This is a genomic window from Streptomyces sp. ID05-39B, assembly GCF_033794725.1.
Classification (GTDB): Bacteria; Actinomycetota; Actinomycetes; order Streptomycetales; family Streptomycetaceae; genus Streptomyces; species Streptomyces bobili.
In genome coordinates this window covers 1-19,775 of sequence record NZ_JARGEF010000097.1, presented here as the reverse complement: position 1 = coordinate 19,775, position 19,775 = coordinate 1, and the positions used below count along the sequence as shown (strand labels likewise).

The window sequence follows — 19,775 nt, the reverse complement described above, 5'->3', positions numbered from 1 at the left end:
GGATGTCCACGCCCGTTTCCCCCCTGCAGATCGGCCCGCACACCGTTCAGCCGCCGGTCGTCCTCGCCCCCATGGCCGGCATCACCAACGCGCCCTTCCGCACCCTGTGCAGGGAGTTCAGCGGGGGCAAGGGCCTGTTCGTGAGCGAGATGATCACGACCAGGGCGCTGGTCGAGCGCAACGACAAGACCATGCAGCTGATCCACTTCGACGCGAGCGAGAAGCCGCGCTCGGTGCAGCTGTACGGCGTGGACCCGGCGACCGTCGGCAAGGCCGTCCGCATGATCGCGGAAGAGGGCCTGGCCGACCACATCGACCTGAACTTCGGCTGCCCCGTCCCGAAGGTCACCCGCAAGGGCGGCGGCTCCGCCCTGCCCTACAAGCGCAACCTGCTGCGCGCGATCCTGCGCGAGGCCGTCAGCGGCGCCGGGGACCTCCCCGTCACCATGAAGATGCGCAAGGGCATCGACGACGACCACATCACCTACCTCGACGCCGGCCGCATCGCCGTCGAGGAGGGCGTGACGGCCATCGCGCTGCACGGCCGTACCGCCGCCCAGCACTACGGCGGCACCGCCGACTGGGAGGCCATCGCCCGCCTGAAGGAGCACGTCCCGGAGATCCCCGTCCTCGGCAACGGCGACATCTGGTCGGCCGAGGACGCGCTGCGGATGGTGCGCGAGACGGGCTGCGACGGAGTGGTCGTCGGCCGCGGCTGCCTGGGCCGTCCGTGGCTGTTCGCGGACCTGGTCGCCGCCTTCGAGGGGCGTACGGACGGCATCGCGCGGCCCTCCCTGCGCGAGGTCGCCGACATCATGGTCCGGCACGCCACCCTCCTCGGCGAGTGGATCGGCGACGAGACGAAGGGCGTCGTCGACTTCCGCAAGCACGTCGCCTGGTACCTGAAGGGCTTCGCCGTCGGCTCCGAGATGCGAAAGCGGCTGGCGATCACCTCGTCCCTCGAAGCGCTCCGCGCCGGACTCGACGAACTGGACCTCGACCAGCCCTGGCCGACCGGCGCCGACGGCCCCCGCGGCCGCACCTCCGGCAACAACCGGGTCGTCCTCCCGGACGGCTGGCTGAAGGACCCCTACGACTGCGCGGGCATCGACGAGGAAGCGGAACTGGACACCTCCGGCGGCTGAGGACCGGCCCCCGGCCGGGAAACCGACCCGGCCGGTCAGCCCCCACCGCGTCGGCCCTTCGGTGGGCGGCCGGTCACTTCGACGGGTGGGGCGTCGACCCGTACGCCGTCAGGAAGCGGTCGCGGAAGAGGTCCATCCTCCAGACCGGGGCGTCCTTCGCCGGCCTGATGCCGTCGGTCCAGTTCCAGGAGGCGACCTTGTCGAGGACCTTCGGGTCCTTGGCGACGATCGAGATCGGCACGTCCCGGTTGGCGTTGTCGCCGCTGACGCGGGCGACGGGCTGGTGGTCGCCGAGGAAGACCATGACGGTGTCCTCGGTGCCGTAGCGCTCCAGCCACTGGGTGAGAGCGGTCACCGAGTACTCGATCGACTCGCCGTACGCCTTGCGGGACCTGGCCGAGTCGGAGATGACCTCGGAGGCATTCTCACCGGCCTTCTGGATGGTGTCGAAGACCGAGCCGTCGCCCACCTCGTCCCAGCCGACCATCGTGGGGAGCGGAGCCCACGGCTGGTGGCTGGAGGTCAGGATGATCTCCGACATCAGGGGCTTGTCGCGCTTCTTGCCGTGCTCCAGCCGCTGGAACGCCTCCAGCGCGTACTGGTCGGGCATCGTCGACCAGCTGAACTTCGGCCCCTGGTAGCCCAGCTGGAAGGCGTTGTAGACCTTGTCGAGGCCGTAGTGCTTCTGCTCGGGCCACGCCTTCTGGATGCCGGGCATCACACCGACCGTGTCCCAGGCCCCGGTCTTCTTGAAGATCTTGGGCAGGTTGAGGCGGTCACTGCTCATGACCGTGCGATAGCGCTGCTGGTTGTCGATCCACAGCCCCGACAGGGTGGTGGAGTGGCCGAGCCAGCTGCCGCCGCCGTAGGTCGCCGAGGTCAGCCAGCCGCTCCTGGCGTGGTAACCGGCCTTCGCCAGGGCCGCGTTGCTCGCCGTGAGCGTCCTGTTGACGCCGGGGGCCATGACCGGGTCCTCGATCGCGCTGCGGCCGTAGCTCTCGATGAAGGTGAAGACGACGTCCTTGCCGCGCAGGTCGGGCACGAGCTGTTCGGGCGGCGTGTGGCCGAAGGCGTCGACGCGGTTCTCCTTGGCGAACGCGGCCTCGTCCGCGATCGTCTGCCGTACGGCCTGGGCCTTCACGGTCGCCGCGGTCACCGCGCGGTGGAAGGCGAGCGGCAGTCCGGCGTACTGGACCGACAGGACCGAACAGGTGATCCAGATGGTGCCGGCGATCAGCGTGCCGCGGGTCGAGGCGGCGACGTCGCGCACCAGCAGGTTGCTCAGCCGGACCGCCGCCAGCGCCATCACGGCGAACAGCGCGGCGATCAGCAGGAGGAGGCCGGCCGTGGCGGCGAGGGCCGTGGTCTCGCCCATGGAGTCCGCGACGTAGGACTGCGCGTCGTCCAGCAGACCCCAGTCCAGGATCAGGTTGAAGCCGCGGCCCAGGTACTCGGCGTACATCATGTCCAGCACGTTGACCACGGTCAGTGCGGCGAGGCCGATGCCGAGTGCCGCCGCGGCCACCAGCCGGGGGCGGCGCGGCAGGGAGAGGAGGAGAGCCGCCGCGATGATCGCCTCGCCGGGGAGCCGGACGAACTGGTCGGCCCGCAGGAGCTGCAGCTGGTTCGGCATCACCATGGCCGCGAGGACGAGCGCGAGGGACAGCGCGGTCACCGTCCACCACACCACGCGCGCGGCCCGCGGATACCGGCTCCGCCAGGCCCGCCAGTGCGCCACACGGGCCCTGAGGGTGCGGGGCGGCGCCGTGTCGCCCTCCGGCGCCTCGCTCCCCGGCTCCTGGGGCTCCTGGGGCTCCTCGGGCTCCTCGGGCTCAGGGACCGTCTCGGTGTCGTCGGCGCTCGCGGGCGGACCGTCGCCGCTGGAGCCGGGCAGATCACGAGACCGTGTGAAGACAGGCACCCGAGGGGTCCTTCCGTACGAAGCCGGGTGGATCGGCGGATCCGGTGATGGGGCCGGATCCGCCACCGTCTCGTACGGCGTGCCCTCGCCCGGTGTTCAACCGCCGCGCCCCGCGGTCGGCAAACACCGGGCAAACGCTCGGCCAGGCAGGTCGTTACGCCCCGCCCACCGCCGTGAGCAGCGCCAACGGGGCCGCCGCCGAGCGGGACTCCCGTACGCAGGCGTGAGGGTACGGCACCGGCTCCGCGTGGGTGTCACGGCCGTAGCCCGCGAGGACCTCGGGGAGGCGGTGGCCGGTCGCGGTGGCCGCGTCGACCAGGCCGTGCGCCACCGTACGGGCCTCGTCGTGCAGGCCGTAGCGGGCCAGCCCCAGGGTGATCAGCGCGTTGTCGTGCGGCCACACCGAACCGCGGTGGTACGACAGCGGGTGGTAGGCCGACTGCCCGGCCGCGAGCGTGCGGACGCCCCAGCCGGAGAAGAAGTCCGGCTCCAGGAGCCGCCGGCCCACCATCTCGCCGTACTCCTTGTCCAGCAGCCCCGACCACAGCAGATGGCCGGCGTCGGAAGCGAGCGCGTCGACCTGGCGGCCGTCTCCGTCCAGCGCCAGCGCAGGAAAGGAACGCTCCCGCATCCAGAAGTCCCGCTGGAAGCGGTCGCGCAGATCGGCGGCGGCCTGCTCCAGCAGGGCCGCGTAGGTCTCGTCCTGCCACGCCGTGCGCGCCACGGACGCGGTGCGGCGCAGCGCGTCGTACGCGTAGCCCTGGGCGCCCGCCGCCATCACCGGGCCAAGGGCGCGGGTGCCGTCGGCCGAACAGATGGCGCCGGGGGAGTCCTTCCAGTTCTGGTTGGCGAGGCCGCCCTGGTCGGCGCGGTAGACCAGGTAGCCGCGCGAGGTGAGGCCGCCGTGGTCGAGCATCCAGCCGATGGCGGCGCGGGCGTGCGGCTCGAGCCGGCGGGCCAGCGCTGTGTCGCCGGTCTGCTCGACGTAGGCGCCGAGCAGGACCAGGAAGAGGGGGGTGGCGTCCACCGAGCCGTAGTAGCGGCCGTAGGGGACCTGGTGGAAGTGGGCGAGTTCGCCGTGCCGCACCTCGTGGACGATCTTGCCGGGCTGGGACACCGACTCCGGGCCGGTCTCGGTGGCCTGGGCGGCGGCCAGCGCGAGGAGCGTGGCGGCGGCCGGGGCGGGCCGGTAGGGGAGCGCGAACAGCGAGGTGAGCAGGGCGTCGCGGCCCAGCAGGGTGAGGAACCAGGGGGCGCCGGCGGCCGGGACGCGGAGTTCCTCGCCGTCCGGACCGGTCGCGGGGACCTGGAGCGCGGCCAGGTCGGCGAGGCCCCGCGCGCAGGCGGCCGCCAGTTCGGGCCAGCCGGTGGGGAAGGCCACGCCCTCCACGAACTCGCCCTCCTGCGCCAGCAGGTGCCTGGTCAGCGCGGTGGGGGAGCTGGGGACGCGCAGGGCGCGCTTCTCGCCGTGCGGGCGGGCCATGACGCGCAGGGTCAGTTCGGCGGAGCCGTGCGGCTCCAACTCCAGGGTCCAGGCGAGGCGGCGGGCGCCGGTGCCGGTCTCCTCGACGCCGTCCGGCGCGGGGTCCGCGGTCACCGTCGTGACGGACCGCCACTCGCCGCGCCGGTAGCTGAACTCCACACCGTCGTCGAGGATCTGGCGGGTGCGGACGGCGCCCGTCTTGGCGTAGGTGCGGTGGTCGGAGCGGAGTTCGAACTGGTCGGTGAAGTCGGCGTCGACGGTGAGCGCCAGCCGGACCGTCAGCGGCACCGGACGGTTGCTGACCACGCGCAGCGACTCCACGAACGAGCCGTCGCCGACCGCCTGTTCGCGGAAGAGCGTGCACGAGGGCGGCTCGGTGCGGCCCCCGCGCGGCACCAGCACGCAGCGCGCCGCGTCCCCGTCCGCGACCGGCGCGAGCACCTCGGGCACCGCCCCGTCGACGGTGAGCTGCCAGCGGCTGAGGTGGCGCGCGTCCCTGACGAACAACCCGTCGGGGGCTCCGGCGCCGCGTACGCCGCTGATGTCCCCGCGGTCCCCGACGGCGGCGAACGTCCCGCCGTACACGAGCAGATGATGCCGGTCCGTCATCCCCGGTCCCCTCCCTTGAACGAGCTGTCGGCCCTGTCGAATCCCGTGCCGTGCGGCAGGTGGCGCGTGTCGTACGGCCGGTGGTGCTTGTCGTGCCTGTTGTCCGTGCCGTGCGTGTCGTGCGTGTCGTGCAGCAGGTCGAGCGTGAGCGCGGCGGTCCAGCTGAAGCCGGTCGCCCCGCAGGCATCGCCGGTGTACGGGTCGACGTACTCCGCGAAGTCCGAGGTGTCCGAGACGTCCAGCACGGCCGCGCGCAGTGCGTCCGCGTGCGCCCGCTCGCCGTGCAGCCTCAGGCCCCGCTCGACGAGCCAGCTCGTGTTGAACCAGGCCGGCCCCCGCCAGTAGCGGTGCGGGTCGAAGGCCTCGCCGAGCAGGTCGTAGCTGGGGACGAGACGGGTGGCGGCGCCCATCCCGAAGTGCGGGCCGCGCAGGGTCCCCACGAGAGCGGAGACGATCTCGCGGGACAGTCCGGGCAGCAGGAGCGGGACCAGGCCGGAGACGCCGCGCTCGCGGATCAGGCCGCCGCCGCGCAGGTCCCGGCAGAGGAACAGGCCCTCGGCCGGGTCCCACAGCCGGTCCACGAGCGCCGCCGTCAGCCGCTGCGCGCGCGCGTGGCGGGCGGTGCCGGTGGCCCCCAGCTCCTGCGCGATCCGGGCCAGCGCGTGCTCGGAGGCGATGAGCAGGGCGTTGAAGGCCGGGTCCTCGACGGCGAACCCGGCCCGCCCGTCCGCGTACTCCCCGTCCCGGTAGTCCGTCGCCAGCCGCACGTACCGCCCGTAGTCCAGGTCCGTCGGCCGGTCCTCGGGCGCCCCGTGGGCGAGGTCGGCGCGCCGGAAGGAGCGGGCCGGGGCCGGGGCGATCCGGGCGAGCGGGGCGTCCCAGGACGGCGCGTTGTCCATCCCCTGCTCCCAGGGGTGGACGACCGACACCAGGCCGCCGCCGCCCAGGTCCCGCCGGTGCAGCAGATAGCGGTGCCAGGCGGCCAGCCGGGGGTAGACCCGGGCCAGGAAGCCGCGCGCCCGCGACAGACCGGGGTCGGCGCGGTGCACCAGCCAGGCTGCCAGCGCGTGCACCGGTGGCTGCACGATGCCGGAGGTCTGTACGGTGCGCGGGGCGCCCGCAGCGCGCCCCGCGGTCCCGGAGCGCCAGAAGTCGGGGCTCGGGAAGTAGGCATCGAGCGGCACGGAGGGGTTGAAGACGATGTGCGGGATGCGCCCGTCGCCCCACTGGGCGTCGAGCAGCGTCTCCAGCTCGGTCTGTGCCCGGCGCGGGGAGACGTGCCGCAGCCCGATCGCGATGAACGCGGAGTCCCAGGACCACTGGTGCGGGTACAGACCACGCGAGGGCACGGTCGAGGTTCCCGTCCAGTTGCCGTCCAGTACCTCTATGGCCCTGAGGTGCAGCGAACCGGCCGAAGTGGTCGGATCGTATACGGCGGTGCACTCCGCGGGGCGGGCGATGAGCTGGGCAGTGCGATCCACTCGGGGCTCCCCGAAGAACGACGACGACATGGCCACGGTCGACCAGTTCGGCAGTGGCTACCGTAGGGTTACGTCTATTTAACACGCAGAACTCAATATGTAATGCAGAGTTGGGAAACACAAGGGGGTGCGCATGACCGGACAGCCCGGACGGACGGGCAGGGGCGGCGGTCAGGCCGGCGCCGGAGATCTGCTCGCGCTGGTACGGACCGGCCGGGCCACCACACGCGGTGCCCTCCAGCAGGCCACCGGACTCTCCCGGGCCACGGTCGGGCAGCGCCTCGACCGGCTCTTTCGCGCGGGCTGGCTGCGCGAGGGAGCGGGCGGTCCCGTCGACTCCCCGCTGGGCGGCCGGCCCTCCATCACGCTCGAGTTCGACGACGCGCACGCCGTCGTCCTCACCGCCGACCTGGACACCCGGCACGCGCGCGCGGCCGTGCTGTCCCTGACCGGCGAGATCCTCGCCGAGCACGCGGGCCCGCTGGCGGTCGAGGACGGCCCGGAAGTGGTGCTCGGCGAGCTGGGCGGCTGGTTCGCGGAACTGCTGGAGAAGGCGGGTCGCGGCGCGGACGAGGCCTGCGGCATAGGCCTCGCCGTCCCCGGCCCGGTCGACAGCGAGACCGGCCTGGTGGTCCAGCCGCCGATCATGCCCGGCTGGGACGGCTACGACATCCGCTCCCGCCTCTCCAGGGCGTTCACCGAACGCACCGGTGCCGCACCCGTCCCGGTCCTCGTCGACAACGACGCCAACCTCATGGCGTACGGCGAACAGCGCACCGGATACCGCGACTGCTCGGCGTTCGTGCTGGTCAAGGTGTCCACCGGGATCGGCGCCGGAGTCGTGGTGGGTGGCGAGATCTTCCGCGGTGTCGACGGCGGCGCCGGTGACATCGGGCATATCCGGGTGGGCTCGGGGGCGCTGTGCCGCTGCGGTTCGCACGGCTGCCTCGCGGCCGTCGCCAGCGGTGGCGCGGTGGCCCGCGCACTGGCCGAGACCGGCGTGCCCGCCTCCTCCGGCTCGGACGTACGCGACCTGCTCGCCGCCGGGCATCCGGGTGCGGCGGCGCTGGCCCGCGAGGCCGGCCGCCAGGTCGGCGACGTGCTGGCGACGGTCGTGACGCTGCTCAACCCGGGCGTCCTGATGATCGCCGGGGACCTCGCGGGCACCTCCTTCCTCACCGGCGTGCGCGAACTGCTCTACCAGCGGGCTCTGCCCCGCTCCACGGCCCGGCTGGACGTGGTGACCTCAGGGCTTGGGGACCGGGCGGGCCTGGTGGGAGCCGGTGCGATGGTCGTGGAGCACCTGTACGCGCCGACGCGGGTGGAGGAACGGCTGCTGGAGCTGGGCGTGTGAGCGGGGGTGCGGCCGGGGTTCGGCGGCGTGCGATGGCGTGCGGGGTCGTGCGGGGTCCTGCGGTGAGCGGTGCGGCGGACGTGCGGCGCGTGCTCGGCGGACGTACGGCGGCCTGTGTGACGAGCGCGTTTCCGTTGTGAGGCGTGTCCGGGGAGCGTCCGGATGGTGAAATTCCGCGGCCTGTGGAAGCGTGATTCTCGCCACCCTTGATAGGGGTAGTGCTCACATGAGCGGCGCCCGCTCGTTTGCACTTCCTCAAGGGGTGGCACTGAGTGCCACCCCTTGATCGTTCATCGATCGAAATCAAACGTAGCCTGAGCCGCTCACCTGAGCACTCAAGGGCTCCGTAGGGAGTGGATGCGTTCAAGAAGTGAATACATCGGCTGCTCTGCGCTTGCCAAGCTTTGACTTTCGATCCAGTGGCGGACGACTGGTTACAGGCGCATGACGCGCAAGTGGACGTACCCAGACGCCTTTGATCTGGGTATGTTCCTGCCCGTCAGGGCAGCCACCGCGTCCTCGAGGAGTCGAGACCCGTGTCGGAAAACAAAGATCTCCCGGTAGCCGAAACGGCCACGAGCGTTGAGGCAGTGAAGTTCGTTTACGACTTCACCGAGGGCAACAAGGACCTCAAGGACCTCCTCGGGGGCAAGGGCGCCAACCTCGCCGAGATGACCAACCTCGGCCTGCCGGTGCCGCCCGGGTTCACCATCACCACCGAGGCCTGCAAGGTCTACCTCGACAGCGGTGAGGAGCCGGCGGCACTGCGTGACGAGGTGAGTGCACACCTCGACGCCCTCGAAGCCAAGATGGGCAAGAAGCTCGGCCAGGCCGACGACCCCCTGCTCGTCTCCGTCCGCTCCGGCGCCAAGTTCTCGATGCCCGGCATGATGGACACCGTCCTCAACATCGGCCTCTCCGACAAGTCGGTCCAGGGCCTCGCCAAGCAGGCCGGCGACGACCGCTTCGCCTGGGACTCCTACCGGCGCCTCATCCAGATGTTCGGCAAGACCGTCCTCGGCGTCGACGGCGACCTCTTCGAAGAGGCGCTGGAGGCGGCCAAGGGGGCCAAGAAGGTCACCGTCGACACCGAGCTGGAGGCCGCCGACCTCAAGAAGCTGGTCACCCGCTTCAAGAAGATCGTCAAGGCCGAGGCCGGCCGGGACTTCCCGCAGGACGCGCGCGAGCAGATGGACCTCGCCATCCACGCGGTCTTCGACTCCTGGAACACCGACCGCGCCAAGCTCTACCGCCGCCAGGAGCGCATCCCCGGCGACCTGGGCACGGCCGTCAACGTCTGTTCGATGGTCTTCGGCAACCTGGGCCCCGACTCCGGCACCGGCGTGGCCTTCACCCGCGACCCCGCCTCCGGCCACCAGGGCGTCTACGGCGACTACCTCCAGAACGCCCAGGGCGAGGACGTCGTCGCGGGCATCCGCAACACCGTGCCTCTGGCGGATCTGGAGCAGATCGACAAGAAGTCGTACGACCAGCTGATGCAGATCATGGAGACGCTGGAGAACCACTACAAGGACCTCTGCGACATCGAGTTCACCATCGAGCGCGGCCAGCTGTGGATGCTCCAGACCCGCGTCGGCAAGCGCACGGCGGGCGCGGCCTTCCGCATCGCCACGCAGCTGGTGGACCAGGGGCTGATCGACGAGACGGAAGCCCTCCAGCGGGTGAACGGCGCACAGCTCGCCCAGCTGATGTTCCCGCGCTTCGACGAGGACGCGAAGGTCGAGAAGGTCGGCCGGGGCATCGCCGCCTCGCCGGGCGCCGCGGTCGGCAAGGCGGTCTTCGACTCGTACACGGCCGTGAAGTGGTCGCGTTCGGGCGAGAAGGTCATCCTGGTCCGCCGCGAGACCAACCCCGACGACCTCGACGGCATGATCGCGGCCGAGGGCATCCTCACCTCACGGGGCGGCAAGACCTCCCACGCGGCGGTCGTCGCGCGCGGCATGGGCAAGACCTGTGTCTGCGGCGCGGAGGAACTGGAGGTCGACACCAAGCGCCGCCGGATGACGGTGCCCGGCGGGCACGTCGTCGAGGAGGGCGACCTGATCTCGATCGACGGCTCCTCCGGCAAGGTCTACCTGGGCGAGGTCCCGGTGGTCCCGTCCCCCGTCGTGGAGTACTTCGAGGGCCGCATGCACGCCGGCGCCAACGACGCCGACGAACTGGTCGAGGCCGTACACCGGATCATGGCGTTCGCCGACCGCAAGCGCCGCCTGCGGGTGCGCGCCAACGCCGACAACGCCGAGGACGCGCTGCGCGCCCGCCGCTTCGGCGCCCAGGGCATCGGCCTGTGCCGTACGGAGCACATGTTCCTCGGCGACCGCCGGGAGCTGGTCGAGCGCCTGATCCTGGCGGACACGCAGACCGAGCGCGAGGAGTCGCTGGCCGCGCTCCTGCCGCTCCAGAAGAAGGACTTCGTCGAGCTGTTCTCGGCGATGGACGGCCTGCCGGTCACGGTCCGCCTCCTCGACCCGCCGCTGCACGAGTTCCTCCCCGACATCACGGAGCTGTCCGTGCGGGTCGCCCTCGCGGAGTCCCGCCAGGAGTCCCACGAGAACGACCTGCGCCTGCTCCAGGCCGTCCACCGCCTCCACGAGCAGAACCCGATGCTCGGCCTGCGCGGCGTACGGCTGGGCCTCGTCATCCCCGGCCTCTTCACCATGCAGGTCCGTGCCATCGCCGAGGCCGCGGCCGAACGCAAGGCCGCCAAGGGCGACCCGCGCGCCGAGATCATGATCCCGCTCGTCGGTACGGTCCAGGAGCTGGAGATCGTCCGCGAGGAGGCCGACCAGGTCATCGCCGAGGTCCAGGAGGCCACCGGCACCGACCTCAAGCTGTCCATCGGCACGATGATCGAACTGCCGAGGGCGGCGCTGACCGCCGGTCAGATCGCCGAGGCCGCGGAGTTCTTCTCCTTCGGCACCAACGACCTCACCCAGACCGTGTGGGGCTTCAGCCGCGACGACGTCGAGGCATCCTTCTTCACCGCCTACCTGGAGAAGGGCATCTTCGGCGTCTCCCCCTTCGAGACCATCGACAGGGACGGCGTCGGCTCCCTGGTCAAGTCCGCCGTCGAAGCCGGCCGCGCCACCCGCCCCGACCTCAAGCTCGGCGTCTGCGGCGAGCACGGCGGCGACCCCGAGTCGGTCCACTTCTTCCACGAGGTCGGCCTCGACTACGTCTCCTGCTCCCCCTTCCGCATCCCGGTCGCCCGCCTGGAGGCTGGCCGCGCGGCCACCCAGTCGGAGGGCAGCGACCACCGCTGAGCCGGGGGTTCCCCACTGAACCGGGGGTGGGGACGCTCCCTGACGGACCGTCCCCACCCTCCCCACCAACCCCGGAGCCGCCGCGGTCCCCGACCCTCAGCACCGATCGAGGCGGCTCCGGTTCACCAGAAGAGGGCGGCACCCGTGCGGGGGTGCCGCCTTCTTGTGCATCCTCGGCCGTGGGTGTGGGTTCGGCTGCTGCGACGCTACGCGCTCTCCTTGTGAAGGATCGCCTCCCTGGCAGCCCAGGCCAGGAAGCTCTGTCCCCGCAGGGACAGCCCGAGGCGGTTCCAGTGGAAGATCACGTGGTAGCTGAGCACCTGCCTCAACCCACGGTCGAGCGTGCCTTCCTGGACGGCGTGGCCGAGCGACTGCCCCGCGCTGTGGAAGGCGGCGGCCCACTCGGTGACGGGCTCCAGCGGTCCGCCGGAATGCAGCATGGCGTCGCTGTCGGCGAAGAGCAGAGGCCGGATCTCCTGGGCGCGGGCGTTGAGACGGTCCGCCGGTACACGGGGTGCCGTCAACGAGTGGCGAACCATTGGGGAACCGTCCGCGCCAGGTCAAAAACTTGAGCTGGACGGCGAAGCCCAGCCTCGTGGCCCCGGTCTTGTTCCGTGACCAGCCCACCTCGTCGCCGGACAGGGTGAAGTGGTTTACCACCCCGTCCAGACCCAGATCCCGCCCCACTCGACTACCCCTTCCGCACGCCCTCGTGATCAGCATTCGGGCTGGACGGTAGAGGCGCCGCTGTACACGGCGGACGAACTTTGGCGACGCAGTCCGGCAGGGTGCGAGGGCCTGGCAACAGCGGCAGCCGATCAGTTCAGGCGGCGGCCGGATGCCCGGCCGCCTTGCCGGTGGCGTCCCGGCGCATGGCGGTCATGCCCAGATCGGCCAGGCGGGGCACGAAGGCGACGTCGAGTTCGTCGACCGGGTGGAGCAGACCCCGCTCGCAGGTCTCCACCAGCCACACCGCGCAGCGGTCGGGGTAGGCGGGGTTGACGCCGATCTCGCCCTTGGGGAGGAACCCGTTGAACGGCGCCCGGATCTGGTGGTGGTTCCAGTAGTTCCAGGCCCGAAGGGCCTTGGCTTGCTCGAAAGCGAGGTAGAGCTGCGGATAGCGCTGAAGCATGCGCATCTCGCGGAAGAGCGTCTGGCCCAGCAGGGACGGCGCGGCCTGGGCAAGGCTGTCGAAGTCCTGACCGCGGAAGGTGAAGGCGCTCGCGTCCTGGTTGGGGTGGAGGGCCAGAGCGGTGAGCAGGTGGGAGAGCCGGTCTCGGGTGTACTGCGCCGCTCCAAGGGCGAGAGGGGACTCGATGCCGGCGATCAGGTCGTGCAGGCGCTGGTGGTCGGGGTGGAAGCGGGACAGGTCGAACAGTTTGTCCATGCCGTTGACCGCGGAGAACGCCAGGCGCTTGTAGAGGCGGTTGTTCATCTCCCCGGCCTCCGCGAACGACTTCGTCTCGGCACTGGTGGAGTGGAGCATCAGGTACTCGGAGAGCACCTCGAAGTACACGTAGCCCAGGAACGGAAGGCCTGGGACGGCAGCGGCGAGCTGGTCCACGAACGTGCCCGGCGTTGTCCGGCGTCCGGTGGCGTTGGCCAGGACCGTGTCGAGGAACGGGGCGGCGTGACGGATCTGGTGCAGTGCTCTGTTGCGTAGTTGGAGGTCCTCGGCCTGAGTGAGGAAGCTGCGGTGATCGAGGTAGGTGTGCAGGTGGAGGGGGCCGAGCCGCAGGTAGTCGATGCCCTTGGCCGGTGCCGGTGCCGGTGCCGGTGCCGGTGCCGGTGCCGGTGTGGTGGGCGTGATCTCGATCATCAGGGTTTGGGTGTGTGGCTTGGTCTGCAGCAGGTAGGCGCCGAGGTTGTGCGGGCGAAGGCCGGCGGGCGTCTCGGCCAGGGGCGCGCAGTACAGAGCGGCGAGCAGGCATCCGGAGGAGGCATAGAGCTGGCCGGTGGCGCGGATGGCGTCCAGGGCGCTCGTGGTGTGCATCAGATGGATCGGGCGGCCGCTGGCGAGCGTCTGGGCCATGGCGTTGTGGGCGAGCAGATGGCCGCCGGGGGTGTCGTGCTGCAGTCGGCGGCGCCAGTCGTCCTCGCTCTCGGTGCACCCGGCCGGGACGGGGCGGGTGCGGGGGTGGGTGCAGTCGGTGTGGGCGTCGTCGAGGTCAATGTCCACGCGGGGCTCCTACTGGCCGGGGGTAAGGGAGCGTCGGGCGGTGGCGAGGGCACAGGGGGTGGTGGCTCCGTCAAGGGCGGCCTGTTCACTGCGTACGACCAGGGCGAAGGCGGCCGGGGGCAGCCAGTCGGGCACGGCGATACGCAGCCGGGTCAAGTCCGGCCACCACCGCGTAAGCGGCAGGCGGTAGCGGTCCAGGCAGTCGGCCGCCTTGAGGACGTCGACGAGATGCGGAGCTTGTCGGTAGGCGCGCTTCTGGCGAGCGGTGAAGTGGTCGTAGGGCACGTCGTGCACGGCGATCGCCTGCGCCGCCCGGTGCAGCGTGGCGGCCGGAACTTCGTGGCCCAGCGCGCGGGTGACCGTGGCGGTGCGGCGGCGGAACCACGTTGCCGCTCGTTGTCCGTGACCGGGGTCGGTCCGGTCGTCGCGCCGTCGGCAGTCGTGGACGGCTCCGGCGGCGCAGAGGGCCGCGATGTCGTCGGCGCCGAGCTCGTGCTCCTGGGCGAGGAAGGCGGCGTACAGGCTGACGCGGGCGTTGTGGCGCACCCCGTGGTTGGCGTCGGACTGGCGCTCGGAGAGGAACCACGAGCGGGCCGGTACGAGCATGAGTCCGGGGCGTGGGAAGCTGGGCGCCGCGTCGAAGTTCGCCGGACGGTGGTCCGAGATCCACCCGAGCGTCATCTGGTCCATCGGCTGGTGGGTGGGCAGTCGGCGCTCGGCGGCGAGTTCACGCAGGCAGGCGCGGCCGGGCGGGTGTCGATCGGTCATGGCGTCCTTCACACAGATGGGAACAGGGCAGGCGTGAAGCTGGGCGTGGCGATCCTGACGATGGGCACCCGGCCCAGGGAGCTGGCCGGGCTGCTGGCCTCGGTCCATGCGCAGACGGCCCCGGCGGCGCGGACGGTGGTGGTGGTCAACGGATGCGCGATGCCCGATCTGCCGCCGTGGGTCGAGACGGTGCAGCTGGCAGAGAACCTGGGAGTGACCGGCGGCCGCAACGCCGCCCTGGAACACCTCTCGGACATGGACCTGGTGCTGGACCTGGATGACGACGGCCTGCTGGTCGCCGACGACGTCTTCGCCACGATCCAGGCGCTGTACGCGGCGGACCCGCGGCTGGGGATCATCGGCTTCCGTATCGCGGACGAGACTGGAGTGACCCAGCGCCGCCACGTACCCCGGCTGCGGGCAGGTGATCCGATGCGCGGTGGTGAGGTGACCGGCTTCCTCGGCGGCGCCCACGTCCTGTCCGTGAAAATGTTGCAGCAGGTCGGCCCGTGGCCCGACGCGTTCTTCTTCGCGCACGAGGAGACTGACATGGCCTGGCGGGCGATCGACGCCGGCTGGAAGGTCCGCTACGCACCCCAACTGCTTCTCCAGCACCCGCGGACCTCCCCGGCGCGGCACGCGTTCTTCTATCAGGTCAACGCCCGCAACCGGGTCTACCTCGCCCGCCGCCACCTGCCCGCGCTGCTCGTCCCCGTCTACCTGGGGGTGTGGGTGGCCTTGACGCTGGCCCGTACCCGCAGCCTCACCGGGCTGCGGGCCTGGTTCGGCGGCTTCGCCGAGGGCTGGCGCACCGAGTGCGGGCGCCGCCAACCGATGCGTTGGCGCACCGTGCTCCGACTGGCCCGCCTCGGCCGCCCCCCGGTGATCTGAGCGACTCACGAAGCAGCCTGGGCCTCGGTGTGCAGCCACGCCGGAATCGCTTTCGGGGTCTGCTCCAGCCACTGCAGGTAGCGGCGCACCCCGTCCTCGATGTTCACCTGCGGAGCCCAGCCCAGCACCTTGGTCATGCGGGTGATGTCGGCGCAAGCGCCGAGCGGATCGCCCTGCGGCCGCGGGCTCTCGATGATCCGCGCACCGGAATGGCGGCGGCGTACCAGGTCGGCGATCTGCCGGATGGAAGTGGCCCGGCCGGTGCCGACGTTGAGCGTCGTACGATCTGCGCGCTCGGTCACCGCCGCCAGCAGGGTCGCCTCCGCGATGTCGTCGACGTGCACGAAGTCCCGCACCTGGTGGCCCCCGCCGTTGAGGTGCAGCGGCAGGCCGAGCGCGGCCCGCATCGCGAACCAGGCCACCACCCAGCTGTGACTGTTCTCCTTGACAACCTGCGGCTGTCCGTAGACGGAGAAGTACCGCACGATCGCGTACGAATCGTCGGAGCCGCTGAGGGCGAGGGCCGTCTGGTGCTCGCCCCACAGTTTGGTGTTGGCGTAGATAGACCCGGGCGTCAGCACATCGTCCTCGCTGAACTTTGCCCCCGCGTCCGGCGAACCGTTGCCGATGCCGTAGACGCTGGCCGAGGAGACGAAGACCAGTCGCCTCAGCGTGCCGCTGTGCCGGCCCGCGGCATCCAGCACAGTCTGGGTACCGCGGATATTGGCTTCCAACGCGGCCGCCGGATTACGGGTGCACTCCGCGACGTCGGCCAGTGCCGCGGCGTGGATGACGTAATCACTGCGCGAAATCAGGTCGTTCATCAGCGGGGCGTCGGTGATGTCACCGGCGACGACGTCCACGTCCCCGGGCGAGATGCCGAACACGGAGGAGTAGACGGAACTTCCGTAGGCATCCAGGCGCCCCACGGCCAGCGGTTTGGCGCCCAGCGTGCGGAGTTTGTGCACGATGCGGCTGCCGACCAGTCCGAAGCCTCCGGTCACGGTGACGGTGGCTCCGGACAGATCAGCGAAGCGATCCAGTGTGTTCACGTACGGACCAGCCCTTCTCGACGGCACCGCGCGGATGCTCGGCGTCACGCCGTCGAGGACACCACCGGGCCCCGCCCTGCTCCAGGGGATGACTGTGTGGCCGGTGTGTGCCCGGCCTCGGTGAAGCCCCCTCAACCCCTGCCCGGGTACGGCATGGTGAAGGGGCGACGTCAGTATCGGAGAGGGCGACATGGAGCTGGACCGTCATCCGCTGGCGCATCTGCGCCGCAGTCACCACTGGTCCGGAGAGGACCTCGCTCGTCTGCTTCGTGCCACGGCCCGCAGGCGTGGCCTGCGCAGCGGTATCGACCGCAACCGGATCTGGCTCTGGGAGACAGGAACCACCCCGAGCGAGGAGAGCCAGCTGCTGCTGGCCGAGGTCCTCGATGTTCCCGCCGCCGCGCTCGACCAGCTGCGATGGCCTTACTGGCTGCCCGCCTTCGAACATCCCGCTCCGTTCAGCCCCTCGGGAAGCCGGGCCGCCCTGAAAGAGGTGCAGATCACTCGCATGGACCGACGATCCTTCCTGGTACTCAGCAGTAGCGCCCTCATCGAGGTCGCCGCCGACTGGGCCCGCATCGAGCCACGCCACCTGTCCCAGGCCCTGGGCGGACAACAGATCGACGAGGAACTCCTGAGGTGGCTGGAGCAGCGTTCCGGCGAGCTGCGCACCCTTGCCGCCGGAACGCACCGGCAGGTCTCCGGTCTCATCGACGCCCATCTGAACACTGCGATCGACCTGATCACCCAGGACCGCTACAGCTCAGCAATAGGCCGCCGCCTCCACGCCGTGGCCGCCGACCTCGCGCACTGCGCCGCCTGGCTGCGTTTCGACGCCGACCGGCACGCGGATGCCCAACGCCACTGGCAGGCCGCCGTCCACGCCGCACACCAGGCCGGGGATCGCGACCTCGCCGCCGTCGCGTTATCCGATCTCGGCTACCAGGCCACCTGGTTGTCCAGGCCCGCCGACGCGATCAAAGTGCTGGAGCATGCCCGCTCCCGGGCCCGTACACCGGCCGCTCGCTCCCTGCTCGACGTACGCCGTGCACGGGCCTGCGCGGTACTCCAAGATCACACCGGAACCGGGCGCGCCCTGACCTCCGCTGAGAACGAACTGGGCCGGATGCGCCCGCAGGACACACCCCCGGTGGTGTCCTGGATGTCGATGGCGGACGTCAACGCGGACGCCGGGCGGTGCTGGCTCGACCTCGGCGACGCCGGTCGTGCCGGCACCGCGATCGACTCCGGACTGGGCGACCTCGATCCACGCCGCTCCCGTACCAGAGCAGTGTTCCTGACCTACCGGGCCGAAGGCTCACTCCGCAACCGCGACGCCTCCGCCGCTGCGGCCGATGCCCGCGCCGCTCTCGACACCGCACTCGCCTCCGGGGCCACTCGGTGCATCGACCTCACTTCCGCACTCATCCACCGCCTGGACGACCGGCCAGAGCAACCGATGATCGAGCTGCGCGAGTACGCCCGGGAACGACTCGCAGGATGATCCGACCAACCGCCGGGAGGCTGGCCCTGAGTGTCGGCAAACGAGCGTCTGCCGACACTTCACCCCGCGATCACGAACCCGCAGGTGAGCACTGTCGACAACTCGCGTCGGAAGCTTCACCTGCGTCGTTGCTTTCGACGGGGACGAGCCGACCGGCTTCGCGTACGGTGCCCCGCTTCAGTCAGGGCGCGAATGGTGGCGCTCCACCGGTTTCGAGCCGAACAACGGCTACACCGCGACCTATGCCGTCTCCGAGGTCATGGTGCGCCCGCGGTGGCGGAAGCAGGGCATCTCGGATCGGCTGCACGAGGAACTGCTGAAGGAGCGCGGCGAGGATCTCGCCGTGCTCCTGGTCGACGTGACTCATCCCAAGGTCCAAGACCTGTACGAGACATGGGGCTACCAGAAGGTGGGCGAGCAGCGGCCGTTCGCCGACTCTCCGATGTACGCGGTCATGGTGAAGAAGCTGCACCCGTGAACGGACCCGCCTCCGCGTTCTCACCGTGTGGGCGGAGTGATCCATCCGTCTCGGACGACGGCGCAGCGTGTGCTGCCCACTGAGTCCAGGGCCCTGCCGGGCCCCTACTCGCACCCCGTCCCGTCGCCGTCCCGGTCCAGGTGCCTGCCGTAGCCCGGGTCGCCCGCGTGGACCGGGGCCGCGCCCGCTGCTCGGGCTTCGCTGCAGTTGCCGTAGTAGACGGTGGCGGAGCCGCCCGAGCCGCCCGAGCCGCCCGAGTCGTCGGAGCCGCTGTCTTCGTTCACCGGCGCCGCCGTGACCGTCCTTGTCACCCGGACCGTCTCCGTCGCGGTCACCGTCTCCGCCGGTTCCGGGGTGGCCGTCGCCGTCGCCGTCGCCGTCACCGTGACTGTCGGGCGGGGCTTGGCGGACGCGGGTTCCGCGTCCTTCGTGGGGTCTTCGTCGGCGCTGCCTATGCCGACCCCGATGAACAGGGCGAGGGCGAGCGCCGGCAGGACGAAACGCTTGCGGGCCCATCTCGGCGCGGGGTGAGTGGTGTACGGGTTGCTCATGTCGTCCCCCTGAGCTGGTGGTGTCAGGGGGACGACCGTAGGGCGCCGGGACGGAGAGTGAGGGCTCTGTGGCTGATTTGTGATGAAGATGTGTGTGGCAGCAGTTGGAGGGGGCGCGGGGCCGTCCCTGGCCGCGCCCTCCGCCTCAGAGGTTGACCGCCACTCCCGTGAACGTGGTCTCCGGGGTCTGCGGGCTCGTGAAGCGGGCGTTGACCAGGTAGAGGCGGTTGCCGTAGCGGGCGGCCGTGGTGGGGACGTCGAAGTGGGGGGAGGTGATCGTGCGGCTGAGGGTGGCGGTGGTGGACGTGCGGTCCAGGGTCCAGACGCTGACGAGGTTCAGGCGGTTCTGGACGACGTACAGGGTGCGGCCGATGCGGTGGAGGCCGTCGCCGTTGACGACGTTCTCCTGTCCGATCAGGGTGATTTTCGTGGTGAGGCCCGTCCTGGGGTTCACCTTGTGCAGCTCGCCGGGGGTGCTCTTGACGACGATCAGGGCGCGGCCGTCCGGGGTGTCGACGATGCCGTTGGCGCTGATGGCGTCGGGGAGCTGGGTCCAGTCGCCGGTGAGGGGGAGGGCGCGGATCTCGCCGGTGCGGCCGCCGCGCGGGGCGCCGTAGAGGACGGCGTCGCGGGAGTCGGTGAACCATGCGCGGTCGCCCAGCAGGGTCACGTCGTTGATGAAATGGCCGGTGGGGGCGGTGAGTTGGTGGGTCGTGAGCAGTTCGCCGCTGCGGGAGTCGATGACGCGGGCCACTCCGGTGCTGCCCGCCACGTACAGCAGGCCGTCGTGGTCCAGCTTGAGGCCTACGGCGATCTGGTCGGCGCCTCCGGCGTAGAGCACCGTGCCCTCGCCGGTGCGCAAATCGGTGCGGTGGATACCGCCGTTGGCGCGGGAGCCCAGGTAAGCGTAGGGCTTGCCGCCGATGGCGATGCCCTCGGGGAGCCAGCCGTCGGGGAGGGGGAACACGGTCGGCCAGGTCGGCCGAGACGCGGACGCCTCGGCGGGGGCTGCCGTGGCCGTCAGGGTGAGGGCGGCGACGGCGGTGCCGGCGAGGAAGGTGCGGCGGGAGGGGGT

14 protein-coding genes and 1 pseudogene are annotated in these 19,775 nt (G+C 71.0%); 6 read left to right on the top strand and 9 right to left on the bottom strand.

What is annotated here, in order from left to right; translation table 11 throughout:
• Positions 1–2: 2 nt before the first annotated feature.
• The gene (gene dusB, locus P1P75_RS21355; RefSeq protein WP_319257697.1) at positions 3–1,145 is read left to right on the top strand and encodes a tRNA dihydrouridine synthase DusB; all 1,143 of its coding nucleotides are present in this window, start codon (positions 3–5) and stop codon (positions 1,143–1,145) included.
• 73 nt (positions 1,146–1,218) lie between these two features.
• Here the strand turns inward: dusB and P1P75_RS21350 are convergent, their stop codons facing one another.
• The 3 genes from P1P75_RS21350 to P1P75_RS21340 all read right to left on the bottom strand — a co-directional run bounded on the left by P1P75_RS21350 (position 1,219) and on the right by P1P75_RS21340 (position 6,639).
• Complete coding sequence (locus P1P75_RS21350) at positions 1,219–2,883, bottom strand: CDP-alcohol phosphatidyltransferase (RefSeq protein ID WP_319257707.1); 1,665 nt, start codon at positions 2,881–2,883, stop codon at positions 1,219–1,221.
• Positions 2,884–3,220: 337 nt separating this feature from the next.
• Positions 3,221–5,158: a glycogen debranching N-terminal domain-containing protein gene (locus P1P75_RS21345; protein ID WP_319257695.1), complete on the bottom strand. Its 1,938-nt coding sequence runs from the start codon at positions 5,156–5,158 to the stop codon at positions 3,221–3,223.
• Complete coding sequence (locus P1P75_RS21340; RefSeq protein WP_319257693.1) at positions 5,155–6,639, bottom strand: hypothetical protein; 1,485 nt, start codon at positions 6,637–6,639, stop codon at positions 5,155–5,157. Before P1P75_RS21340 ends, P1P75_RS21345 begins: the two co-directional genes overlap by 4 nt.
• A 133-nt stretch (positions 6,640–6,772) precedes the next feature.
• Here P1P75_RS21340 and P1P75_RS21335 point away from each other — a divergent pair, with 133 nt between their 5' ends.
• Both P1P75_RS21335 and ppdK read left to right on the top strand, forming a co-directional pair.
• Positions 6,773–7,993 (top strand): ROK family protein, encoded by a 1,221-nt coding sequence (locus P1P75_RS21335; protein WP_319257692.1) that lies wholly within the window; start codon positions 6,773–6,775, stop codon positions 7,991–7,993.
• Between the two features lie 590 nt (positions 7,994–8,583).
• Positions 8,584–11,277, top strand: coding sequence for a pyruvate, phosphate dikinase (ppdK, locus tag P1P75_RS21330; RefSeq protein WP_319257689.1), 2,694 nt, complete (start codon positions 8,584–8,586; stop codon positions 11,275–11,277).
• A gap of 206 nt (positions 11,278–11,483) precedes the next feature.
• On the opposite strand, the gene P1P75_RS21325 is transcribed toward ppdK, so the two are convergent.
• The 3 genes from P1P75_RS21325 to P1P75_RS21315 form a co-directional block, all read right to left on the bottom strand.
• Positions 11,484–11,801 (bottom strand): thiopeptide-type bacteriocin biosynthesis protein, encoded by a 318-nt coding sequence (locus P1P75_RS21325; protein WP_319257687.1) that lies wholly within the window; start codon positions 11,799–11,801, stop codon positions 11,484–11,486.
• A gap of 299 nt (positions 11,802–12,100) precedes the next feature.
• Positions 12,101–13,456, bottom strand: coding sequence for a hypothetical protein (locus tag P1P75_RS21320; RefSeq protein WP_319257685.1), 1,356 nt, complete (start codon positions 13,454–13,456; stop codon positions 12,101–12,103).
• A gap of 9 nt (positions 13,457–13,465) precedes the next feature.
• A complete protein-coding gene (locus P1P75_RS21315; protein ID WP_319257683.1) occupies positions 13,466–14,224 on the bottom strand; it encodes a hypothetical protein in 759 nt (252 codons plus the stop codon).
• Between the two features lie 60 nt (positions 14,225–14,284).
• Here P1P75_RS21315 and P1P75_RS21310 point away from each other — a divergent pair, with 60 nt between their 5' ends.
• Positions 14,285–15,115, top strand: coding sequence for a glycosyltransferase family 2 protein (locus P1P75_RS21310; RefSeq protein ID WP_319257705.1), 831 nt, complete (start codon positions 14,285–14,287; stop codon positions 15,113–15,115).
• A gap of 5 nt (positions 15,116–15,120) precedes the next feature.
• On the opposite strand, the gene P1P75_RS21305 is transcribed toward P1P75_RS21310, so the two are convergent.
• On the bottom strand, positions 15,121–16,167 hold the full coding sequence (locus P1P75_RS21305) for an NAD-dependent epimerase/dehydratase family protein (RefSeq protein ID WP_319257682.1): 1,047 nt from the start codon (positions 16,165–16,167) through the stop codon (positions 15,121–15,123).
• A gap of 190 nt (positions 16,168–16,357) precedes the next feature.
• Between P1P75_RS21305 and P1P75_RS21300 the strand changes: the two genes are divergently transcribed.
• A complete protein-coding gene (locus P1P75_RS21300) occupies positions 16,358–17,671 on the top strand; it encodes an XRE family transcriptional regulator (RefSeq protein ID WP_319257680.1) in 1,314 nt (437 codons plus the stop codon).
• A gap of 115 nt (positions 17,672–17,786) precedes the next feature.
• Positions 17,787–18,149 (top strand): annotated as a pseudogene (locus P1P75_RS21295) (GNAT family N-acetyltransferase); the annotation flags it as partial.
• 104 nt (positions 18,150–18,253) lie between these two features.
• On the opposite strand, the gene P1P75_RS21290 reads toward P1P75_RS21295, so the two are convergent.
• Positions 18,254–18,700, bottom strand: a complete 447-nt coding sequence (locus tag P1P75_RS21290) for an excalibur calcium-binding domain-containing protein (RefSeq protein ID WP_319257678.1) — start codon at positions 18,698–18,700, stop codon at positions 18,254–18,256.
• A gap of 145 nt (positions 18,701–18,845) precedes the next feature.
• Positions 18,846–19,775 (bottom strand): superoxide dismutase (locus tag P1P75_RS21285; protein WP_319257676.1); only part of this gene is annotated, 930 nt, incomplete at its 5' end.

What these genes read in the sequence shown, in the direction of transcription:
- dusB (WP_319257697.1), top strand. Translation starts at nt 3, where the DNA reads ATGTCCACGCCCGTTTCCCCCCTGCAGATCGGCCCGCACACCGTTCAG.
- P1P75_RS21345 (WP_319257695.1), bottom strand. Translation starts at nt 5,158, where the DNA reads ATGACGGACCGGCATCATCTGCTCGTGTACGGCGGGACGTTCGCCGCC.
- P1P75_RS21335 (WP_319257692.1), top strand. Translation starts at nt 6,773, where the DNA reads ATGACCGGACAGCCCGGACGGACGGGCAGGGGCGGCGGTCAGGCCGGC.
- P1P75_RS21315 (WP_319257683.1), bottom strand. Translation starts at nt 14,224, where the DNA reads ATGACCGATCGACACCCGCCCGGCCGCGCCTGCCTGCGTGAACTCGCC.
- P1P75_RS21310 (WP_319257705.1), top strand. Translation starts at nt 14,285, where the DNA reads ATGGGCACCCGGCCCAGGGAGCTGGCCGGGCTGCTGGCCTCGGTCCAT.
- P1P75_RS21300 (WP_319257680.1), top strand. Translation starts at nt 16,358, where the DNA reads ATGGAGCTGGACCGTCATCCGCTGGCGCATCTGCGCCGCAGTCACCAC.
- P1P75_RS21290 (WP_319257678.1), bottom strand. Translation starts at nt 18,700, where the DNA reads ATGAGCAACCCGTACACCACTCACCCCGCGCCGAGATGGGCCCGCAAG.